This window comes from Proteiniphilum propionicum (assembly GCF_022267555.1).
In the GTDB taxonomy this organism is placed as follows: Bacteria; Bacteroidota; Bacteroidia; order Bacteroidales; family Dysgonomonadaceae; genus Proteiniphilum; species Proteiniphilum propionicum.
Genome location: NZ_CP073586.1, coordinates 231,870 through 248,820, shown reverse-complemented (window position 1 = coordinate 248,820; position 16,951 = coordinate 231,870). Strand labels below are relative to the sequence as shown.

The following is a 16,951-nucleotide window of genomic DNA, read 5'->3' as shown; positions in this document are numbered from 1 at the left end:
TTTTAGCTTTACGCGAATGTTTCATGTACCCATAGTGTAAAAAATATTTTAGTCTATGAAAACAATAAATTTTTTATTATTCGTATGCCTGACCGCATCCTTCCTGTTCGTGGGATGCAGTGATGAGGCGGAAGAAGAAATCCTTACCCGGCCACTGATTACCTTTAAAGACGGCATAGTGGAAACGATGGAGAGCACCTATACAGTGTCGGCATCCATTACCTCGGATCAAGCACTGAAAGAGGTGAAGATTGAAAAAATATTTCCCGGAAAAGAGGAACCTGATGAAGTGATTGAAACGATCACCTCTTTCTCTGACCCTGCACTCTATGTTTTTGAAAAGGAGTTTACAGTTCCCATTACCGTTCAAAAAATGCAGATCAAGTTTCACGCGATCACCATCCATGGGCTCTACTCAGATGAGATCTTCACATTTATTGCTGAGCAGTCTGCTTACTCGCAGTCCGCGATCATTAATGCATTGGCTACCGTGTACGCACAGTTTGAGGCTACAGGCGAACTACCCGATGAAGTCAAAGTAAGCGGGGCAACCCTCAAGAAATCTGCCTATTATGAAGCTGCCTGCAGGGTGTTGCTTCAAATTCAGAAAGGAGTGGATGACCCGATCACTCTGACGGGATATCCCCTGCCCGCTTCACCCGACGCCGATAGTTTTATTGAGAAGGAAATACCCATTGAGCTGCTCTTTAATCAGACGACGCGGCAATTGAATTATGCGGCGAACAATAACGTGTTCGCGAACTTTGTTTCTTACCCGCAAAACTTTGTGGGGCCGGGAGGTGAAAAATACAATGGGCAGTTCTCGTTTAACAGGAGTGCGGTTGTCCTGACCAGGGCGCTGGCATACTACAAGGTTAACGGCAGCCTTCCTGCCAAACTCTCGTCATCATACCTGAAAGCAAGCAGCGGTACACCTATGGGGGTCTGGATATGGGGAAACACGCTGTCTGACGACAACCGGGAGATTGTCGACAAGCTGGCAAGCAACCATGTTGACGAGGTCTACCTGCTGGTAAAGGGAACCGCCGGAACCAAAACGGCAGCGAACAGGCTCACCGACTTCATTGCAAAAGCCCATGAGAAAAAAATAAAAGTCCACTTTTGGTATATCGTCAATGAAGACGGTGTATACATGGCTGCAAATCCGAATGCTTCCATTTATCACTGTCCGAAACCCGGTGTTGACCTGGAGCCATATCCCATGAACGATCAGCGGGTAAATCTTCTTTACCCGGGTTACAAAGAGTATGTTTTGGACAACATCCGGAGTTTTGTGAAGGATTTTGATTGTGACGGGGTGCATCTTGACTATGTACGATATGGACATTTTGTTTATTCATTTGATCCGCAATCCCTTGAAAGAGCCTCCTCCCTGGGTTGCAATACGACCCGTCTATTGGCTTTTTTCCAAACAGCAGCCGATTACAAAAAGTACGCCACAGACAACGGCTTTGTGGATCTTTATAAAAATAACGACCAGGATGTGGTCAAATGGGTGGAGATGCGAAAAAAAGTAATCAATGAATACATTGTGGCCATCAAAGGAGTAATGGATAAAGAGAAGTCGGGACTTACCCTGAGTGCTTCTTTTATGCCCGACGGAATAACCGATCCCAAATACGCGGATGTATTTTATGCCCAGAATTATGCGCTTAATGCATCCGTCCTGGATGTAATTAGTCCGATGGCCTATTTTAAAGCGTACGGAAAACCCACCAGTTGGTTAAAAGCGATTACGGAAACGGCAAAAACGTTGGTTGGAAACCAGTGTGATATATTCACGGGTATCCAGGGATATGATGGCGTTACGGCCGATCAGTTGAATGAACAGATACAGTTCTCTATCTCCGGTGGCGCCGATGGGGTAGTGGTGTTTAGATACGAAACGATACCCGCGGATGGGTGGAATGTGATCAAAGAATGGGGAAAATGACTTTTGAAGTTTTTCGATAAGTGAATACAAAGACAAAACTTGTTTTGACTATGTTGAACATAGGAAAAGTCTAATGGAATGAAAATAAAAGTTTTAATCATATGAAACGAGCATGTACATCATTACGCCCAAGTAGATGATTAAAAGCGAAAGGTTGCCTCCCGCTATGATTTTCAATAGAAGTCGGCGATTTCGCTTCGCTCAATTCCATACGCCATAATGTAAGAAATATTTTAATCGTATGAAAAATAAAAAAATCAAACGTAGAGATTTTATTCGTCAAACCTCCTTTGCAGGAATGGGTTTGGCGATGGGATTACCGCACCTCACCTATGCCGGGAATATACAAGCTAAAAAAGCAGCGATATTGGGTGGGCCGAAAGCATTTACAGGAAACTGGTCCCGATGGCCAATTATTGGACAGACAGAACGGGATGAATTGATTCAGGTATTGAACAGTGGAGGATGGTGCCGGCTGGGGAATAAAACTACACCTCGATTTGAGACTGAATATCAAAATCTTGTGGGTGCCAAGAGAACTTTAGGAGTGTCGAGCGGCACGACAGCCCTCCTAACAATGTTGGGAGCTTTGGAAGTTGGCCCGGGCGATGAGGTTATCATTCCACCCTATACTTTTATTGCCACTTACAACGTCATTGTTCAGAATTATGCTTTACCTGTTTTTGCTGATGTGGATATTGAGAGTTTCCAGGTTGATGCAAAAAAAATAGAATCAGCCATTACTAAGAATACAAAAGTCTTAATGCCCGTACATATCGCAGGCTCACCTTTCGATGTGGATAAAGTTCTCGAAGTTTCAAAAAATTACAACATACCCTTAATTGAAGATGCATGTCAAGCTCATTTGGCAGAATGGAAAGGAAAATGTGTTGGTAACTGGGGTCTGGGAGGCGCATTCAGTTTCCAAGAATCAAAAAATCTCAGTTCGGGAGAGGGCGGTGCTATCATTACAAATAACGATGCTTTTTACCAAGATTGCTATAGTTTTCATCATCAGGGTCAAGGTGCGGATGCGGCAAGTCTTGTACCTGGATCCGGGAGCAGAGGATCTAATTTCCGTTTAACTGAATTTCAGGCAGCCATTTTACTTGCTCAAATGACAAGACTTTCGGAGCAAGTGAAGCGTAGATGGGAAAATGCTCAATATTTAACTAAAATGCTAAAAGAAATACCGGGAATAGCTCCGGCAAAACTTTATGCTGGTACCACTAAGAGTGCTTATCATCTATATATGTTCAGATATGATAAAAAAAGATTTTCAGGAATGTCAAGAGCACAATTTATTAATGCGTTGAATGCAGAAGGAGTCCCATGTTCCGTTGGATACACTTCCATGCCTAAGGAAAAGTATGTTACAAACTTAGCTCATAATAAACATTATCTTTCCATTTATGGTGAAAAAAGAATGAAAGAATGGCTGGAAAGCCTCTCATGTCCTCAGAATGATAAATTGTGCAATGAAGAAGCTGTATGGTTCGCTCAAACCATGCTTTTAGGTACTAAAACGGATATGGAACAAATCGCGGAAGGTATTCGGAAAATAGCCAGGCAGTCGCGAGAAATCTCTAAGATCTGATACATTTTGAATGTATGGCGCTCTCTCGCACTGGACGTGAGAACGCCCATCCGGTAAATCATGAATATCGCAGACCAGGAGTTGTCAAAATATTCACAAAGGAAATTACGAAGGCCCCGACTCATTCTACTGGTACGGAATGCCAAGCACACTTCCCGATACTGTGGGCGGAATCATCGTTTCGTATGTTGAACAGAACGGCCAATAACAATATGTGAACACTTGCAAAATAATTAAATATTTATTTCAATCAATAACATAGAATTTTTATATGAACAAAATAACTGAACAGCCTTCCCGTTACAGGCATTTAGAAACTCAAACAGTTAAAGAGTTAACAGGTGAGTTAATCACGGAGTATAAAACCATTGCTTTGGCAGTGGAAAAAGCAAAACCTCAATTGGATAAACTTATCACTGCCGTGGTTCAAAAAATACAAACCGGTGGTAGAATGATTTATTTAGGAGCAGGCACGGGAGGGCGACTTTCGGTATTGGATGTTCTTGAGTTACCCACAACCTATGGGATGGAAAACGGGATGATTGACGTAGTTTTGGCCGGAGGAGTGGATAAGTTGGTTTTGGCGTTGGAAGAAAAAGAGGACGATACGGAAGAAGCGTGGAAATCGCTACAAGAAAAAGACATATCTGAAAAGGACATCGTCGTGGGAATATCTGCAAGCGGTACCACGCCGTTTGTTTTACAAGGCTTGAAAAAATGTAGAGAAAATGGTATCGCCACGTGCTGCGTTGTGAATAATCCCGACTCGCCCATCGCGGAACAATCCGACTATCCGGTAGAAGTCATCACCGGCCCTGAATTTGTAACCGGCAGCACAAGAATGAAAGCAGGTACTTCCCAAAAAATGATTTTCGATATGATAAGCACTACCGTGATGATACAGATGGGAAGAGTTTTGGATAATAGTATGTGGAATGTGCAGTTAATCAACAATAAAATTACCGACAGAGCGATAAAAATCTTAATGGAAAAAGCGATGATTACTGACTACGAAGAAGCAAAAAAGTTACTTTTTAAGTACGGAAGCGTTAAAGAAGCACTTGATAAGATAGAAGCTTCGCATTCTTAGCTGACACGAATTTTTTATATTCAGGAATACTTCTTCTAGGTTTTACAAATAAACTGTTCCCGCCCTCTTCCCGGTAATAACAAAAAGTCGGATGATACGAAAATGTTCACTAAAGTTAGACATTTTGAGTCGCTTTCGCTCCTCGATTTTCAATTCTCGCAATAGCAAACCCAAATAAATTTGTCCTTTGCTTACATTGCTTACGAAAATGTTCCTTACCTTTGCAGATATTTTTTTGCAACATATGACGCTATGACACAAGATAGAGAAATCTTCGCGATAATTCGAAAAGAACAGGAACGGCAACTTAAAGGTATTGAGCTTATTGCTTCCGAGAACTTTGTTAGTGAACAGGTGATGCAGGCCATGGGCTCTGTGCTGACAAACAAGTATGCCGAAGGATATCCCGGAAGAAGGTATTATGGCGGTTGTGAGGTGGTTGACCTGGGCGAACAGCTTGCCATTGACCGGTTAAAAGAGATTTTTGGCGCCGAATGGGCCAACGTGCAACCACACTCGGGAGCGCAGGCAAACGCTGCTGTTTTCCTGGCATGCCTGAAGGCAGGGGATAAATTCCTTGGACTGAACCTGTCTCACGGTGGCCATCTTTCACACGGTTCACCCGTCAACTTCTCCGGTCTGATGTTTGAACCTGTAGCATACAATGTGCGTGAAGAGGATCAGCGAGTGGATTACGACCAGCTGGAATCACTGGCACGCTCTGAAAGACCCAAACTCATTATTGCCGGTGCCTCGGCCTATTCACGTGAATGGGATTATGCTCGTATCCGCAAAATAGCCGACGAGATCGGTGCCATCTTCATGGTGGATATGGCGCACCCCGCCGGCCTGATTGCGGCCGGACTGCTCGAAAATCCGCTTAAACACGCACACATCGTGACCTCTACCACCCATAAGACACTGCGTGGTCCCCGTGGAGGCGTGATCCTGATGGGTAAGGATTTTGAAAACCCCTGGGGCCTCACCACACCCAAGGGAGAGGTTAAGATGATGTCGGCACTGCTGGATTCAGCTGTTTTTCCTGGCATGCAAGGCGGTCCCCTTGAACATGTGATTGCCTCGAAAGCGGTTTCTTTTTACGAGGCACTCCAGCCGGAATACAAGACCTATCAGACACAGGTGAAAAAGAATGCGGCCGTAATGGCGCAGGCCTTCGCCGACAAGGGATATAATGTCGTCTCGGGCGGTACCGATAACCACATCGTGCTGGTAGACCTGCGCACCAAGTTCCCTGATCTGACCGGTAAGGTAGCGGAGAAGGTACTTGTGGAGGCCGATATCACCACCAACAAGAACATGGTGCCTTTCGACAGCCGCTCGCCATTCCAGACATCGGGCCTCCGTTTCGGTACGCCGGCCATCACCACCCGCGGAGCAAAAGAAGAACTGATGGGAGAGATCGTGGAATTGATCGACACCGTGCTCTCTCGCGTGGACGACCCGAAGACCATCGCATCGGTGCGCGAAAAAGTGAACGTGACCATGAAGCAATATCCGCTTTTCGCCTGGTAGGATGCCCGGATAACTGATAAAGAGATGGGGAGTGGCTTAGCCATTCCCCATTTTTTATTTACATTTGCATGAAACTCGCGATAAGCAATGCATATTCTTCAGACCGAAATAAAATATGTTCCCGGCGTGGGACCCAAAAGAGCCGATATCCTGCAGAAGGAGCTCGATGTCTTTACGCTGGGAGACCTGCTTCGGTGGTACCCCTATCGATATATCGACCGGACGCGGATGTACTACGTGCACGAGATTGACCAGTCGCAGGCCTACATCCAGTTGAAGGGGAAGATCACCGCCTTTGAAGCCTTTGGAGAAGGAAGGAAAAGGAGGCTGGTGGCGCATTTTACCGACGGTACCGGCTTCGTCGACCTGGTCTGGTTTCAGGGTGTCCGTTTCATCGAAAGCAAGTACAAGCTCAACCAGGAGTACATCATCTTCGGAAAACCCAATCTCTTCAACGGCAAGTGGAATATTCCGCATCCCGAGATCGATCCTTTCATGGATGAATCGGACCGGCCGGAAGGGTTGATGGCGATGTACAATACCACGGAAAAGATGAAGAACCATTACCTCAACTCCAGGGCGATGCAGAAGATCATGGAAAATGCATTCGGGCTGATTAAGGAGCCGCTGCCGGAATCACTTTCACCCGATGTGGTAAAGGAGGCCCGGTTGATGTCTTTTCACGATGCGGTGGAAAATATTCACTTTCCCAAGTCGCCGGCGCAGCTGCGCGATGCCGAGTTCCGGCTGAAGTTTGAAGAGCTGTTCTATATCCAGCTAAGCATCGTGCGTTACTCATCCGACCGGAAAGCAAAGCTGAAAGGGATCCTTTTCCCCAAGGTTGGAGATTATCTCAATTCATTTTACAAAAAGAAACTACCCTTTCCGTTGACAAATGCCCAGAAGAGAGTAATCCGGGAGATCCGGAAGGATACCGCCTCCGGGAGGCAGATGAACCGCCTGTTGCAGGGTGACGTGGGAAGCGGCAAGACCATGGTGGCGATTATGTGCATGCTGATTGCCCTCGACAATGGATTTCAGTCCTGCCTGATGGCACCCACGGAGATCCTGGCGGCACAGCATTATGATACATTCACGCAGATGCTCTCCGGCATGAATGTGGGGGTAGCATTGCTGACTGGCTCCACGAGAAAGAAAGAGCGGGAGGAGATCCACGCAGGGCTGCTCTCCGGGAAAGTAAATATCCTGATTGGCACCCACGCTTTGATTGAGGATATAGTACAGTTTCGCAACCTGGGCTTCGTGGTGATCGATGAGCAGCACCGATTTGGCGTGGTGCAGCGCGCCAGGCTGTGGGAGAAAAGCAGCCATCCGCCCCACATGCTTGTGATGACCGCCACACCCATTCCCCGCACACTGGCCATGACGGTCTATGGCGACCTCGATGTCTCGGTGATCGACGAACTTCCTCCAGGCCGTAAGCCGGTGCAGACGCTGCACCGTTACGACAAGAAAAGGGGTGCCCTCTATCAGTTTATCCGCGATCAGATTGGTGCCGGGCGACAGGCCTACATGGTCTACCCGCTGATCGAGGAGAGCGAGACACTCGATCTGAAGAACCTGGAGGAGGGATACGAGCATGTCAAAGCGGCCTTTCCGGAATTCACCGTCTGCAAGATGCACGGGCGGATGAAACCTGCCGAAAAGGAGGAGGTGATGCGGCGGTTTGTCTCGGGTGAGGTGCAGATCATGGTATCCACTACCGTGATCGAAGTAGGAGTGAATGTGCCGAATGCCAGCGTGATGGTGATCGAAAGTGCCCAGCGGTTTGGCCTTTCGCAGCTACATCAGCTGAGAGGCAGGGTGGGAAGGGGCGCTGATCAGTCTTACTGCATACTGATTACGCCCTACGAACTCTCTGCTGATACTCGCCGTCGGATGGAGATCATGACCGAAAGTAACGACGGCTTCGTGATCGCCGAAGCCGACCTGAAGCTGCGCGGCCCGGGCGACCTGGAGGGAACGCAGCAGAGCGGCATCCCTTTTAACCTGCGCATTGCGGACCTGGTACGCGACAACGCCATCCTCTATAATGCCCGCGAGATTGCGGAGCGGGTGATTGAAAAAGATCCGGCGCTGGAGCAGCCGGAGCACCAGGTGCTGAAGCAGCAGCTCAGCCGCCTTGGCGGTAACCGGTACGACTGGAGCCGGATCAGCTGAGAAAATCCTATTCGGCGGTTGTGATCACCAATTCCCGGCCTTTTTTGAGTTGATCATGCGTGACAAACCACCCGTTTATTACATCACCATCATATCTGATTTGTCTGATCTTCTTTCCATTTACTTCTTTCAGGATGGTGAAAGTGGTATTGTCACCCAGGGTGAATGTCACCTTGTCGAAAAGCGGCACCGACACGATGTATTCCGGATCGGCAGGTGAGTAGGTATATAATCCGATCGCATTGAGGACATACCAGGCTGACATCTCTCCCGCATCGTCCATGCCGGCGTAAGCCAGCTTCTCCTCTCCCATATCATAGAATCGGCCCATGATGCTGTCCAGTACGCATTGCGCCTTCTCCTGTTTCCCGATGAAGTAGTAGGTGTATGGAATCGAGTGGGAGGGCTGGTTGCCATGGCAGTAGTTACCGATAAAGCCGGTCATGTTGTGTGCCTCATAACCCCGCCATGGTTCGGTGAAGAGTGAGTCGAGCTTCTGCTCCACCGCCTTGTGATCAGGATAGAGAGCAATCATTCCTTCCGGATCGTGGGGAGCAAAGAAGAGTGAGTTCCAGGCGTTGGCTTCCCGGTACATATAGGCGAAATAGGGGTAGTAGGGATCGAAATCGGCTATCCAGCTTCCTGTTTCAATCTTTCCGCGAAAGAAGCCGGTAGAAGGGTCGAACAGGTTTTTGTAATTTCCGGAGTGACGCATCAGCAGGTCGTGATTCTCCTGATCCCCAAGCTCCTTGGCAATCAATGCTGTCGCATAGTCGTCGTAGGCATATTCCACTGTTTTGGTGACGGCCGCCTTGTACTCGTCCCAGGTGGGGACGTGGGTAGTATCTTTTTCTGCAATCCATCCCCGCTTCAGATATTCATCGAGATAGGGCCTTCCACCCTGACCGGGAACGGTTGCATTTTTGAGCAGCAATTTATAAGCACGCTCCAGATCAAACCCTGTAATACCGCGTAACCAGCTTCCGGCTACAAACACCGAAGCATGGTCGCCATGGAAGAAGGTGGGCATATAGCCTCCTCTTTTCTCACCCTTATCGGTGATTGATTTGATGATGTCCGTCGTGACATCCGGAGAGATCATTCCCAGCAGCACAAGCTTGTTCCGGTAGTCGTCCCAAAACGAGGGATTGGTATAATAGCGGAACCCTTCATTTACCACGTTTCCCCGTTCGTCGGTGAAGTCGCCGTTTACATCACTGCGTAGTGCAGGCCATAGGAATGAACGGTATAGGGTAGAATAAAAAATTCCTTTTTCACGTGTTGTTCCTCCTGTAACCTTGATATGCGATAATAATTCCTCCCATGTTTTATCAGCCTGTAGGTTGATTCTCAAAATTCAGCACCGGATGCTCTTGGGTTTAAACACCAGTAGATTGCTCCTTTACTCCCTGAACCTATAGTTATCCAAAACCACTGACCTATTTCCTCCTTTGTAGGACACATTGGGTTGGTACCGCTGTAAATATTATTTCCTCCCTGTAATTCAGTCATCAGCCAGGGAATGTTACCGGCGCCCGAACGAAGAATCTCGCTATTTGCAGACATGGCTATGGCATACCTGTTTCTGGGGAAAAAACCAAAATGCCAACTGGCATGGGCTGAACCTCCTAAGCTGGACAGAAAAGTTCTCCAACTTGGGAAATCATACTGTGCGGCCAGTGTAAAAATCTGATGGTTATTTACGTGGATGGGCTTTTCTTTGTCATATTTGCGTATTTCATCCGACAACCATTTTAAATACCATGTGTTATAATGCAACAAGAACTTCTCATTATCAAATGACAGCTGGTTGTAAGCAGTGAGTTTATAGATCTGCTGGGTGTCTTCATAGTTATCTCGCCATTTTTTGTAGATTGTCCTTGCCAAAGGGTCATTTATGTTCCCTCCCCCTAGTTCGTTAATGGGAATCCAACCATAGAGAGATGAGTGTTGTTTAAAATGAAGAACTACATTTTTTATATAATCGGCTATACGGTTAAGATGTTCTTCGTTATACGGAAATTTAAATCCTCCTACATCTGTAAAATCTGTAGCCGGGAAAAGATTGGCATAGACTTTAATATGATATTTTTCCGCATAAGAGAATGCCTTGTCAAATAAGCTGAAATCCCAGTCGCCATTTACATCCTTCATATAATTTTCGAACATGCGGATACGTGTAACCTTCATATTGTTTTTCCTGAGAATTTTAAACCAGTTCTCTACATTTTCATCCGACTGCCCGGGTTCTATGAATATTTCTGCACCAATCATTGGAATATCATTTAAATTTACTTGCGATCTCACGTTGGCGAATATAATAAATAAAGACACAGCCGTGTATATTATGCCATATTTTATAAAATTCATCTCCTTTGTTTCATTTTTTCGTTTCACATAAATATAAATCATTTAAATTTTCCACGATTTGTTTTAACTGCCATAAGAATAATCGTCATTTCATCGACAAGGATGATAAGTTGGTTCTGATTGTATAAATAGAGTTTTACCGGTTTTATTATTAGGAGTAAATAAAAAATTTGTCTCTTTAGAAAATTGTATGGGATGATTCTATAAAGCCTACAATGGATTGATAAGAAATATATAAGGAAAAAAGGAGTGTTAGCAAAAGTCCAAGATTAAACCAGAATCCCGCCTTATATTTTCCCATTATACTTTTTCTGTTTAACAGATATATAATGGCAATAACTACAATCGGCAATACAAATATTTGAAACAATTGGCTGATCAACATGGCATAGACCGACTTAAATCCAAATGCGGGAACAATTAACCCAAAAAGAAGCGCAATGCCGGTCATTAATCGAAAACGGAATCCTTTATATATAACAGGTCTGTTTTCGTAGTCACTGATCAATAAAGGTGCAAGCATCACGATTGGAAAAACAGAAGAGAGGGCTGCGCCAAATATTCCCATGATAAAAACAGATAAAGCCAGATGTCCCAGGAACGGCTCCAGCATACTTACCATCGTGAGTATATCTTCAACCGGTTTGTCGGCAATATATAAAGTACCTGCGGCACATGCCATAATAGAACCGCTTATGATAAACATCAACAACGCTGCCACAAAGGCATCTTTTGTTTGAAGTTTCGAGTGTTTCGTTGTCCATTTTTTCTCTTTCATCAACATGCTCCTTACTACAAAGGTCGGTGCCGTTAACGTAGTCCCTACTAACGCCGCAATGATCATCGGAGCATTTTTTTCGTCCGGTATGTTGGGGATAAGTCCTTCTATTACAGTATTAGGATCAGGAAAAACAACAAACATGGAGATAATAAAACTGATACCCATGATGGAGACGAAAACTATCATTAATTTCTCAAAAGAGGAATATTTTCCTGTCAGCAGGAATAGATATAAAAAAATAATTACTCCAAATGCAATATAAACCGGATTCCATCCCGGCTCCCCAAACAGACGGATGGATATTTGTCTCATAAGGTCGGAAGCAATCCCCATTATACCAATAAGTGCCAGAATCTCGACAAAAACCAATCCAACCAAAGTTATCAAAGCTGCCAGTTTACCCAGAGATTTGAAATGTTTCTTATAACCATACAGTGCTCCTTCTCCCGTTACAATGGTATACCGTCCATAAGCTTCCAATAAGAAAAAACTGAATATGCAGGAAAGGGCTAAAGCCCAAAGCATAGACATTCCATAACGGGATCCTGCTGAGGCCATTGCAACCACACTTCCTGTGCCGATGCTATATCCTACAAGGAATAGACCGGGTCCTACGGATCTCAGAGAATTCCCGGATCGCTTCAAAACTGACTTTATTTCAGACATGAAATTTTCTGTTTTTCAATTGTTGATTTATTTTTATATGTGAATGGTTATACTTTCAGTTTATTCCTGAACCGGTAAGACCTCACTGCTATTATGTACTATTCCAATTTGAATATCTTTTTCCAGATTGATGCGTTCACTCAAATACTCTTGTAGATCATCTATTCTCAAATAATGAAATCCAAGCAGATTGGTCAGTATAGGATCCATTGTTAAAGTTGCTTTGAAATTCCGCTTAATATGGTTCAGGTACATACACTCCGAAGCTCCAAACCGATCCTCTATTGCATTGTCATCCAGCATTTTGAAAAGCGTGGTATCATCATATTTGGCAAGGCGGGCAATCTCTTCTCCATGAGTAGGTGCAATTCCTTCATAACAAGGTGACAGAAGGATAATTTCACCCTTGGGTTTGGTGGCAATCTCTGCCGAGAACAACCCTTTATCGGCTTGTGTGAAATCAAAATCGGACGGATAAGCGCTACTGATGGTGATATCGGCTGCTTCAGTGAATCTTGAACCGAAAATTTTCATTCCCCACCTTACAGCTTCACGATGTGCTTCAATAAAGTGACCTGCCACAGCTTTCAGCAGCTCTCCTTTATCAGTCTGTATAACATTCACGATAAAATGAAGCCCTACGTCTCTTGCAAAATCTTCCATTTCTTCCCGACAGGGAGTCAACACTTTGCCTAGTTGTTGTTCAGTTGCTCCCAGCAGGTGCATGGCATGAACTGTTTCAGTTCCTGCCACTCCGGGGAGCAGGATTTTGGCACCACCGCTCCAGCCGACAGGATGATGCGGTAGCACTCCACCAACTCCAATACGTATGTCGGCATTGAGAACATCTTTGTTGACAACTATTCTTGTTCCTCTCTTGGTTATTCCTCTGTTTACCAGATTCCCCTGGCAATCGTGATGTTTTATTTCAATTTGATCAATAATGTCCTGCCCGAACCGTTCCAGTATCTCTTTATCTGTCATAGGCCTGTGAGTGCCGTAGGCTATAACCAGCTTGATCTGTTCGTTGCCAATTCCCGCTTCATGCAATTCATCAAGAATTAACGGAATAATTACTTTCTGGGGTGTAACTCTTGTCCTGTCATCTGCCAAGATAACCACGGACGAATTCTTTGAAACTATCTCTCTTAATCTTTTTGTCCCTATTGGATTCTGTAAGGCTCTTTTTATTTCATCACCGGGATTTTCAGGTGGACTAAACTCATTTCTTTGTAGACTGAAACAAAGATTTTTTTCAGGAATTCGCAGTTCGATGAGTTTTTCTCCGAAATGAACAGGAATAACCTTTACGGTTTTCTCTTTTGTATGTTCCTTTTTCATATGCAAATCGTTTGATGTGTGAATATCTATTAATTAATGATTTAATTCGTTTTATAGATTTAATTATAATTGCTTTATCACTCTCAGTATCTCTTTTTCATAAGTCTCCTGCCATTCGGGTGCAAGAATGCAATTTGTCACTTCATATCCGCCTTTTTGAAAGGCCTCTTTGTCGGGAGCATAATGTATGTAACCGTTGGAATAAGCTGAAAGAAAAGTAAAAGGATATGGCGACATTTTCTTGATGCTAAGTCCTACAGCTGCAAATGCTTCTCCCGGAAAAGAAACAAGTATAAAGTCTCCGATGCGGATTCCCAAAATCTCTACAGGAATACTCGTTCCTCCAGTTTTGTTGGCCAACTCCTTTCTAAGTTTTAACCAATAGATATCTTCACGAATATGAGATAGCCTCTCCATTATATGGATATTGCGGATATATTTATCGATATCTCTCCTATTTGATTCATCCAGTTTCTTGAAATCTTCTGTTCCTTTTTTCTCTTCATCCAGATATAGATATTTATAATAGGAAGGATAGGATTCGGAAATTTTGTATTTCAAGTATAAAGGAAGAAATGTTTTTAAGTTCAAACTTGTTGATCTGAGAGAGTCCAAAAGTATCTGAGTTTCCATTTCCAAAGCATTCAGATTCGAAGCAAAATCCGAACGAAGTGGAAGATAGATGACCTTGTTAACCACAGATAACCGTTTAGTTTCGCAGGTGGCTATTTCTCTTGTCCTGTTTAGTACATTTAGTCCGAGCATTTGACCAAAAGGTTCACTATCTCTCGGATGGTTTACATCCTTATACATTATTTCTGTTATATCTCCTGCTGCACCCTGTAGAAAAAAAGCCAAAGCTCCCTGCCCGAGTTGTTCCTCAATTAAACGGGAGGCAAATCCGGGGTATTCGGCGGTTACTCCTTTATTCGGAACTCCCGTGTAAGGATGACAGCCATAATTATAAAGTACGGCTTTGGGAGTACCGTCTAACCGGTCTATTTTCAGAATTCCTATTTCGGGGTCAATCTCTCCCAAACCGGTAATTTCTTCATCCGGCATATTTGGATTCGCATGCCGAATCGTAAAAACCTTGCCGTTTTTGAGATTGATACGGCGATTCATCGCGAAACGATCTTCAAAGCTTGTTCCCACTCCAATTTTTACCGGTTCAAGGTTTAAAATTGCTCTCCCTAAAGCCGAGACAGTCCTCTCCCGGATATCGTCGCGCAAGCTGTTTTCACCGGTTAAAAATCCGTCATGATGATTATGTGAAGCACTTACCAAAACATGATCTCTATCAATACCGAACTTCTCTTCAATTTCATTTCTAACATCATGTAAAAAATCATCCGGAATATTCCCTATGGTTCCAATGGCAACTACATCCATGGTAATGATAGCTATCTTTAACTCTCCGTTCTCCAGAACCAGGGTTTTCACATACAGGGAGTCGTTGATATTTCCCGAATCTGTCGTTATATTGCTTTTTCCTGTTCCGGCTTTTATCTGTGCCATTACTTCATAATGGCTGAAAAAGAGAGAAATGAATAAAAGAAGGATGATTTTAGCATTTCTCCTTTTTCTGCCTGCAATCTTCTCCTTTAAAGTCATTGGATTATTTTTTCATTATTATTGCCCTTTTTTGATACGAATATGGGTATCTTTCAGAACTGACAGGACAAATTCTCTGCTTTGGTGGGCAGCTTCATCCGGACTGGAAGTATAATCGAAACCCAATTCCACGGTCAAAAATCCTTTATATCCGGTTTCAAGCAAGGTTTGAAAAAATGGTGCAAAACAGATTGTTCCCTCCCCCGGAATCTTATGCTGATCGGCCAGCCCGTTGTTATCATCCAAGTGAACATGCAGTGGAATGTTTTTTCTCTTCAAAAGTAACAGAGAGTCTACCAATGATTCCTTGTTCACGTGACAATGACCGGTGTCTAGAGCGATGCCCATATTTGGGTATTTTTGATCTTCGATGAGCCTTACCCCGTCTTCCACCGTGAGAACCAGATCACTTTCCATCATATGGGCCGGTTCCAATAACAGAAGCACCTCTTTCGCAACTGCATAGTCCACCAGCTCATCGAGACTACTTGTTAATTCGGCCATTCCACTGTTATAGCCCTGCCCGTACAGGGTGCGGCCAGGACAAAGACTTACTTTCCTGCATCCCAGTAAAAGGGATGTGTCGATACTATTTTTGATGTATTCCACGCTATCTTTCCGGATAGATGGGATTGGGCTGCATAAACTTGTCGGGTAACCAAACTGCGCTGGGATAAAGCCGGATATTTCAAGTCCGGCCTTTTCGATTATATCTCTCATAGATGAAACAGTCGTCTGGTTGATATCCCGGTAATATGCATGCGGACGTCCACCCCAAATCTCTATGCCGTCGTAGCCGAGTTTGGCAATCCGTTTAATAGTTTCCTCCAACCTGTAATTCTGATATAGTTTAGATGATACACTTAACTTCATACGATTGATTTTTCATTATTGAACATAAGATCTCACTCTGCTATCAGTTTTTCCAACATTTCTTTCATTTTTACAGCCTCCTGCATGATGTTATCAATTCCACTGATATCAACCACTACATACCCTTCATATTTAACCTTCTTTAAAGTGTGAATGATATTCCTGAAATTAATATTTCCCCTGCCAGGCTGGTAGTGGTACGGTCTAGTACCATCGTTATCGGAGAGATGAACCAGTTTGAGGTAATTGTTCAGTTTATATATGCCTAAATCCAGATATTCTCCTATAGCGTTTGCATGGGCAACATCGTATACCATGCCGATATTCTCCACGCCTACATCTTTAAATATAGAGATAACACCATCGACGGATGAAATAAAATCGCCCGCCCTCATCTCCATCGCAAACTGCAGCCCATTCTTTTCGGCAATACCTGATGCTTTTCTTAATTGGGCGATGACATTATTCCTGAGTTCTTCCCATACAAACCCTTCAGGTATAGCAACGGCATCGGCAGGCCCGCCGTGATAGAGGGATGTTCTTTCCTTGGGAACCATTTCCGGTGGGAGATAGAAGCAGTTGGTCACCATTTTTGCTCCTATGGCAGCCGTCATTTCACAAATTTGGGAAAATCGTTCCAACGAATTTCGCCGTTTTTCCTCATCAAAGGAAAAAAGTTCGTAGGTAACAGCCATGATACTTACAACATCCAGTTTCAGGCTCTTTGAACGATCTATTATCGTTTGCCATTTATCGGCATAAGTTTGGCACTCACCGGCATCTATTTCCATTTCGATGGTGTCAAACCCGGCTTCGCTTATCTCTCCCATCACTTTTAAAAGATTATTTACACTTGGAGGCAAACCATATAAGGTTATCGGAATCGTGAATCCACATGTTACCTTAATCATAATTTTTTGTTTTAATTAATTCAACTTCTTAATAGTGTTT

Annotated in this window: 11 protein-coding genes and 1 pseudogene; 5 read left to right on the top strand and 7 right to left on the bottom strand. The window is 44.2% G+C overall.

Translation table 11 applies throughout. The annotated features are described in order from the left end of the window. Positions 1-55 precede the first annotated feature (55 nt). The 5 genes from KDN43_RS00850 (at position 56) to recG (ending at position 8,355) form a co-directional block, all read left to right on the top strand. Positions 56-1,954: a family 10 glycosylhydrolase gene (locus KDN43_RS00850; RefSeq protein ID WP_238867818.1), complete on the top strand. Its 1,899-nt coding sequence runs from the start codon at positions 56-58 to the stop codon at positions 1,952-1,954. Positions 1,955-2,195: 241 nt separating this feature from the next. Next, complete coding sequence (locus tag KDN43_RS00845; protein WP_238867817.1) at positions 2,196-3,551, top strand: DegT/DnrJ/EryC1/StrS family aminotransferase; 1,356 nt, start codon at positions 2,196-2,198, stop codon at positions 3,549-3,551. Between the two features lie 271 nt (positions 3,552-3,822). After that, on the top strand, positions 3,823-4,641 hold the full coding sequence (locus tag KDN43_RS00840; protein ID WP_238867816.1) for an N-acetylmuramic acid 6-phosphate etherase: 819 nt from the start codon (positions 3,823-3,825) through the stop codon (positions 4,639-4,641). A 252-nt stretch (positions 4,642-4,893) separates the two neighbouring features. Further along, a complete protein-coding gene (gene glyA / locus KDN43_RS00835) occupies positions 4,894-6,174 on the top strand; it encodes a serine hydroxymethyltransferase (protein ID WP_238869514.1) in 1,281 nt (426 codons plus the stop codon). Between the two features lie 87 nt (positions 6,175-6,261). Next, the gene (recG, locus tag KDN43_RS00830; RefSeq protein ID WP_238867815.1) at positions 6,262-8,355 is read left to right on the top strand and encodes an ATP-dependent DNA helicase RecG; all 2,094 of its coding nucleotides are present in this window, start codon (positions 6,262-6,264) and stop codon (positions 8,353-8,355) included. Between the two features lie 7 nt (positions 8,356-8,362). Here the strand turns inward: recG and KDN43_RS00825 are convergent. The 7 genes and pseudogenes from KDN43_RS00825 to KDN43_RS00795 all read right to left on the bottom strand — a co-directional run. Further along, positions 8,363-9,694 (bottom strand): annotated as a pseudogene (locus tag KDN43_RS00825) (glycoside hydrolase family 92 protein); the annotation flags it as partial. An 11-nt stretch (positions 9,695-9,705) separates the two neighbouring features. Then, positions 9,706-10,752: a beta-galactosidase gene (locus KDN43_RS00820; protein WP_238867814.1), complete on the bottom strand. Its 1,047-nt coding sequence runs from the start codon at positions 10,750-10,752 to the stop codon at positions 9,706-9,708. Positions 10,753-10,903: 151 nt separating this feature from the next. Further along, complete coding sequence (locus KDN43_RS00815; RefSeq protein WP_238867813.1) at positions 10,904-12,172, bottom strand: Nramp family divalent metal transporter; 1,269 nt, start codon at positions 12,170-12,172, stop codon at positions 10,904-10,906. A 60-nt stretch (positions 12,173-12,232) separates the two neighbouring features. Beyond that, complete coding sequence (locus KDN43_RS00810; RefSeq protein WP_238867812.1) at positions 12,233-13,513, bottom strand: nickel-dependent lactate racemase family protein; 1,281 nt, start codon at positions 13,511-13,513, stop codon at positions 12,233-12,235. Positions 13,514-13,576: 63 nt separating this feature from the next. Next, positions 13,577-15,127, bottom strand: a complete 1,551-nt coding sequence (locus KDN43_RS00805; protein ID WP_238867811.1) for a hypothetical protein — start codon at positions 15,125-15,127, stop codon at positions 13,577-13,579. A gap of 18 nt (positions 15,128-15,145) precedes the next feature. Next, the gene (locus KDN43_RS00800) at positions 15,146-16,000 is read right to left on the bottom strand and encodes a sugar phosphate isomerase/epimerase family protein (RefSeq protein WP_238867810.1); all 855 of its coding nucleotides are present in this window, start codon (positions 15,998-16,000) and stop codon (positions 15,146-15,148) included. A 32-nt stretch (positions 16,001-16,032) separates the two neighbouring features. Continuing rightward, the gene (locus tag KDN43_RS00795; RefSeq protein ID WP_238867809.1) at positions 16,033-16,911 is read right to left on the bottom strand and encodes a sugar phosphate isomerase/epimerase family protein; all 879 of its coding nucleotides are present in this window, start codon (positions 16,909-16,911) and stop codon (positions 16,033-16,035) included. Positions 16,912-16,951: the final 40 nt, after the last annotated feature.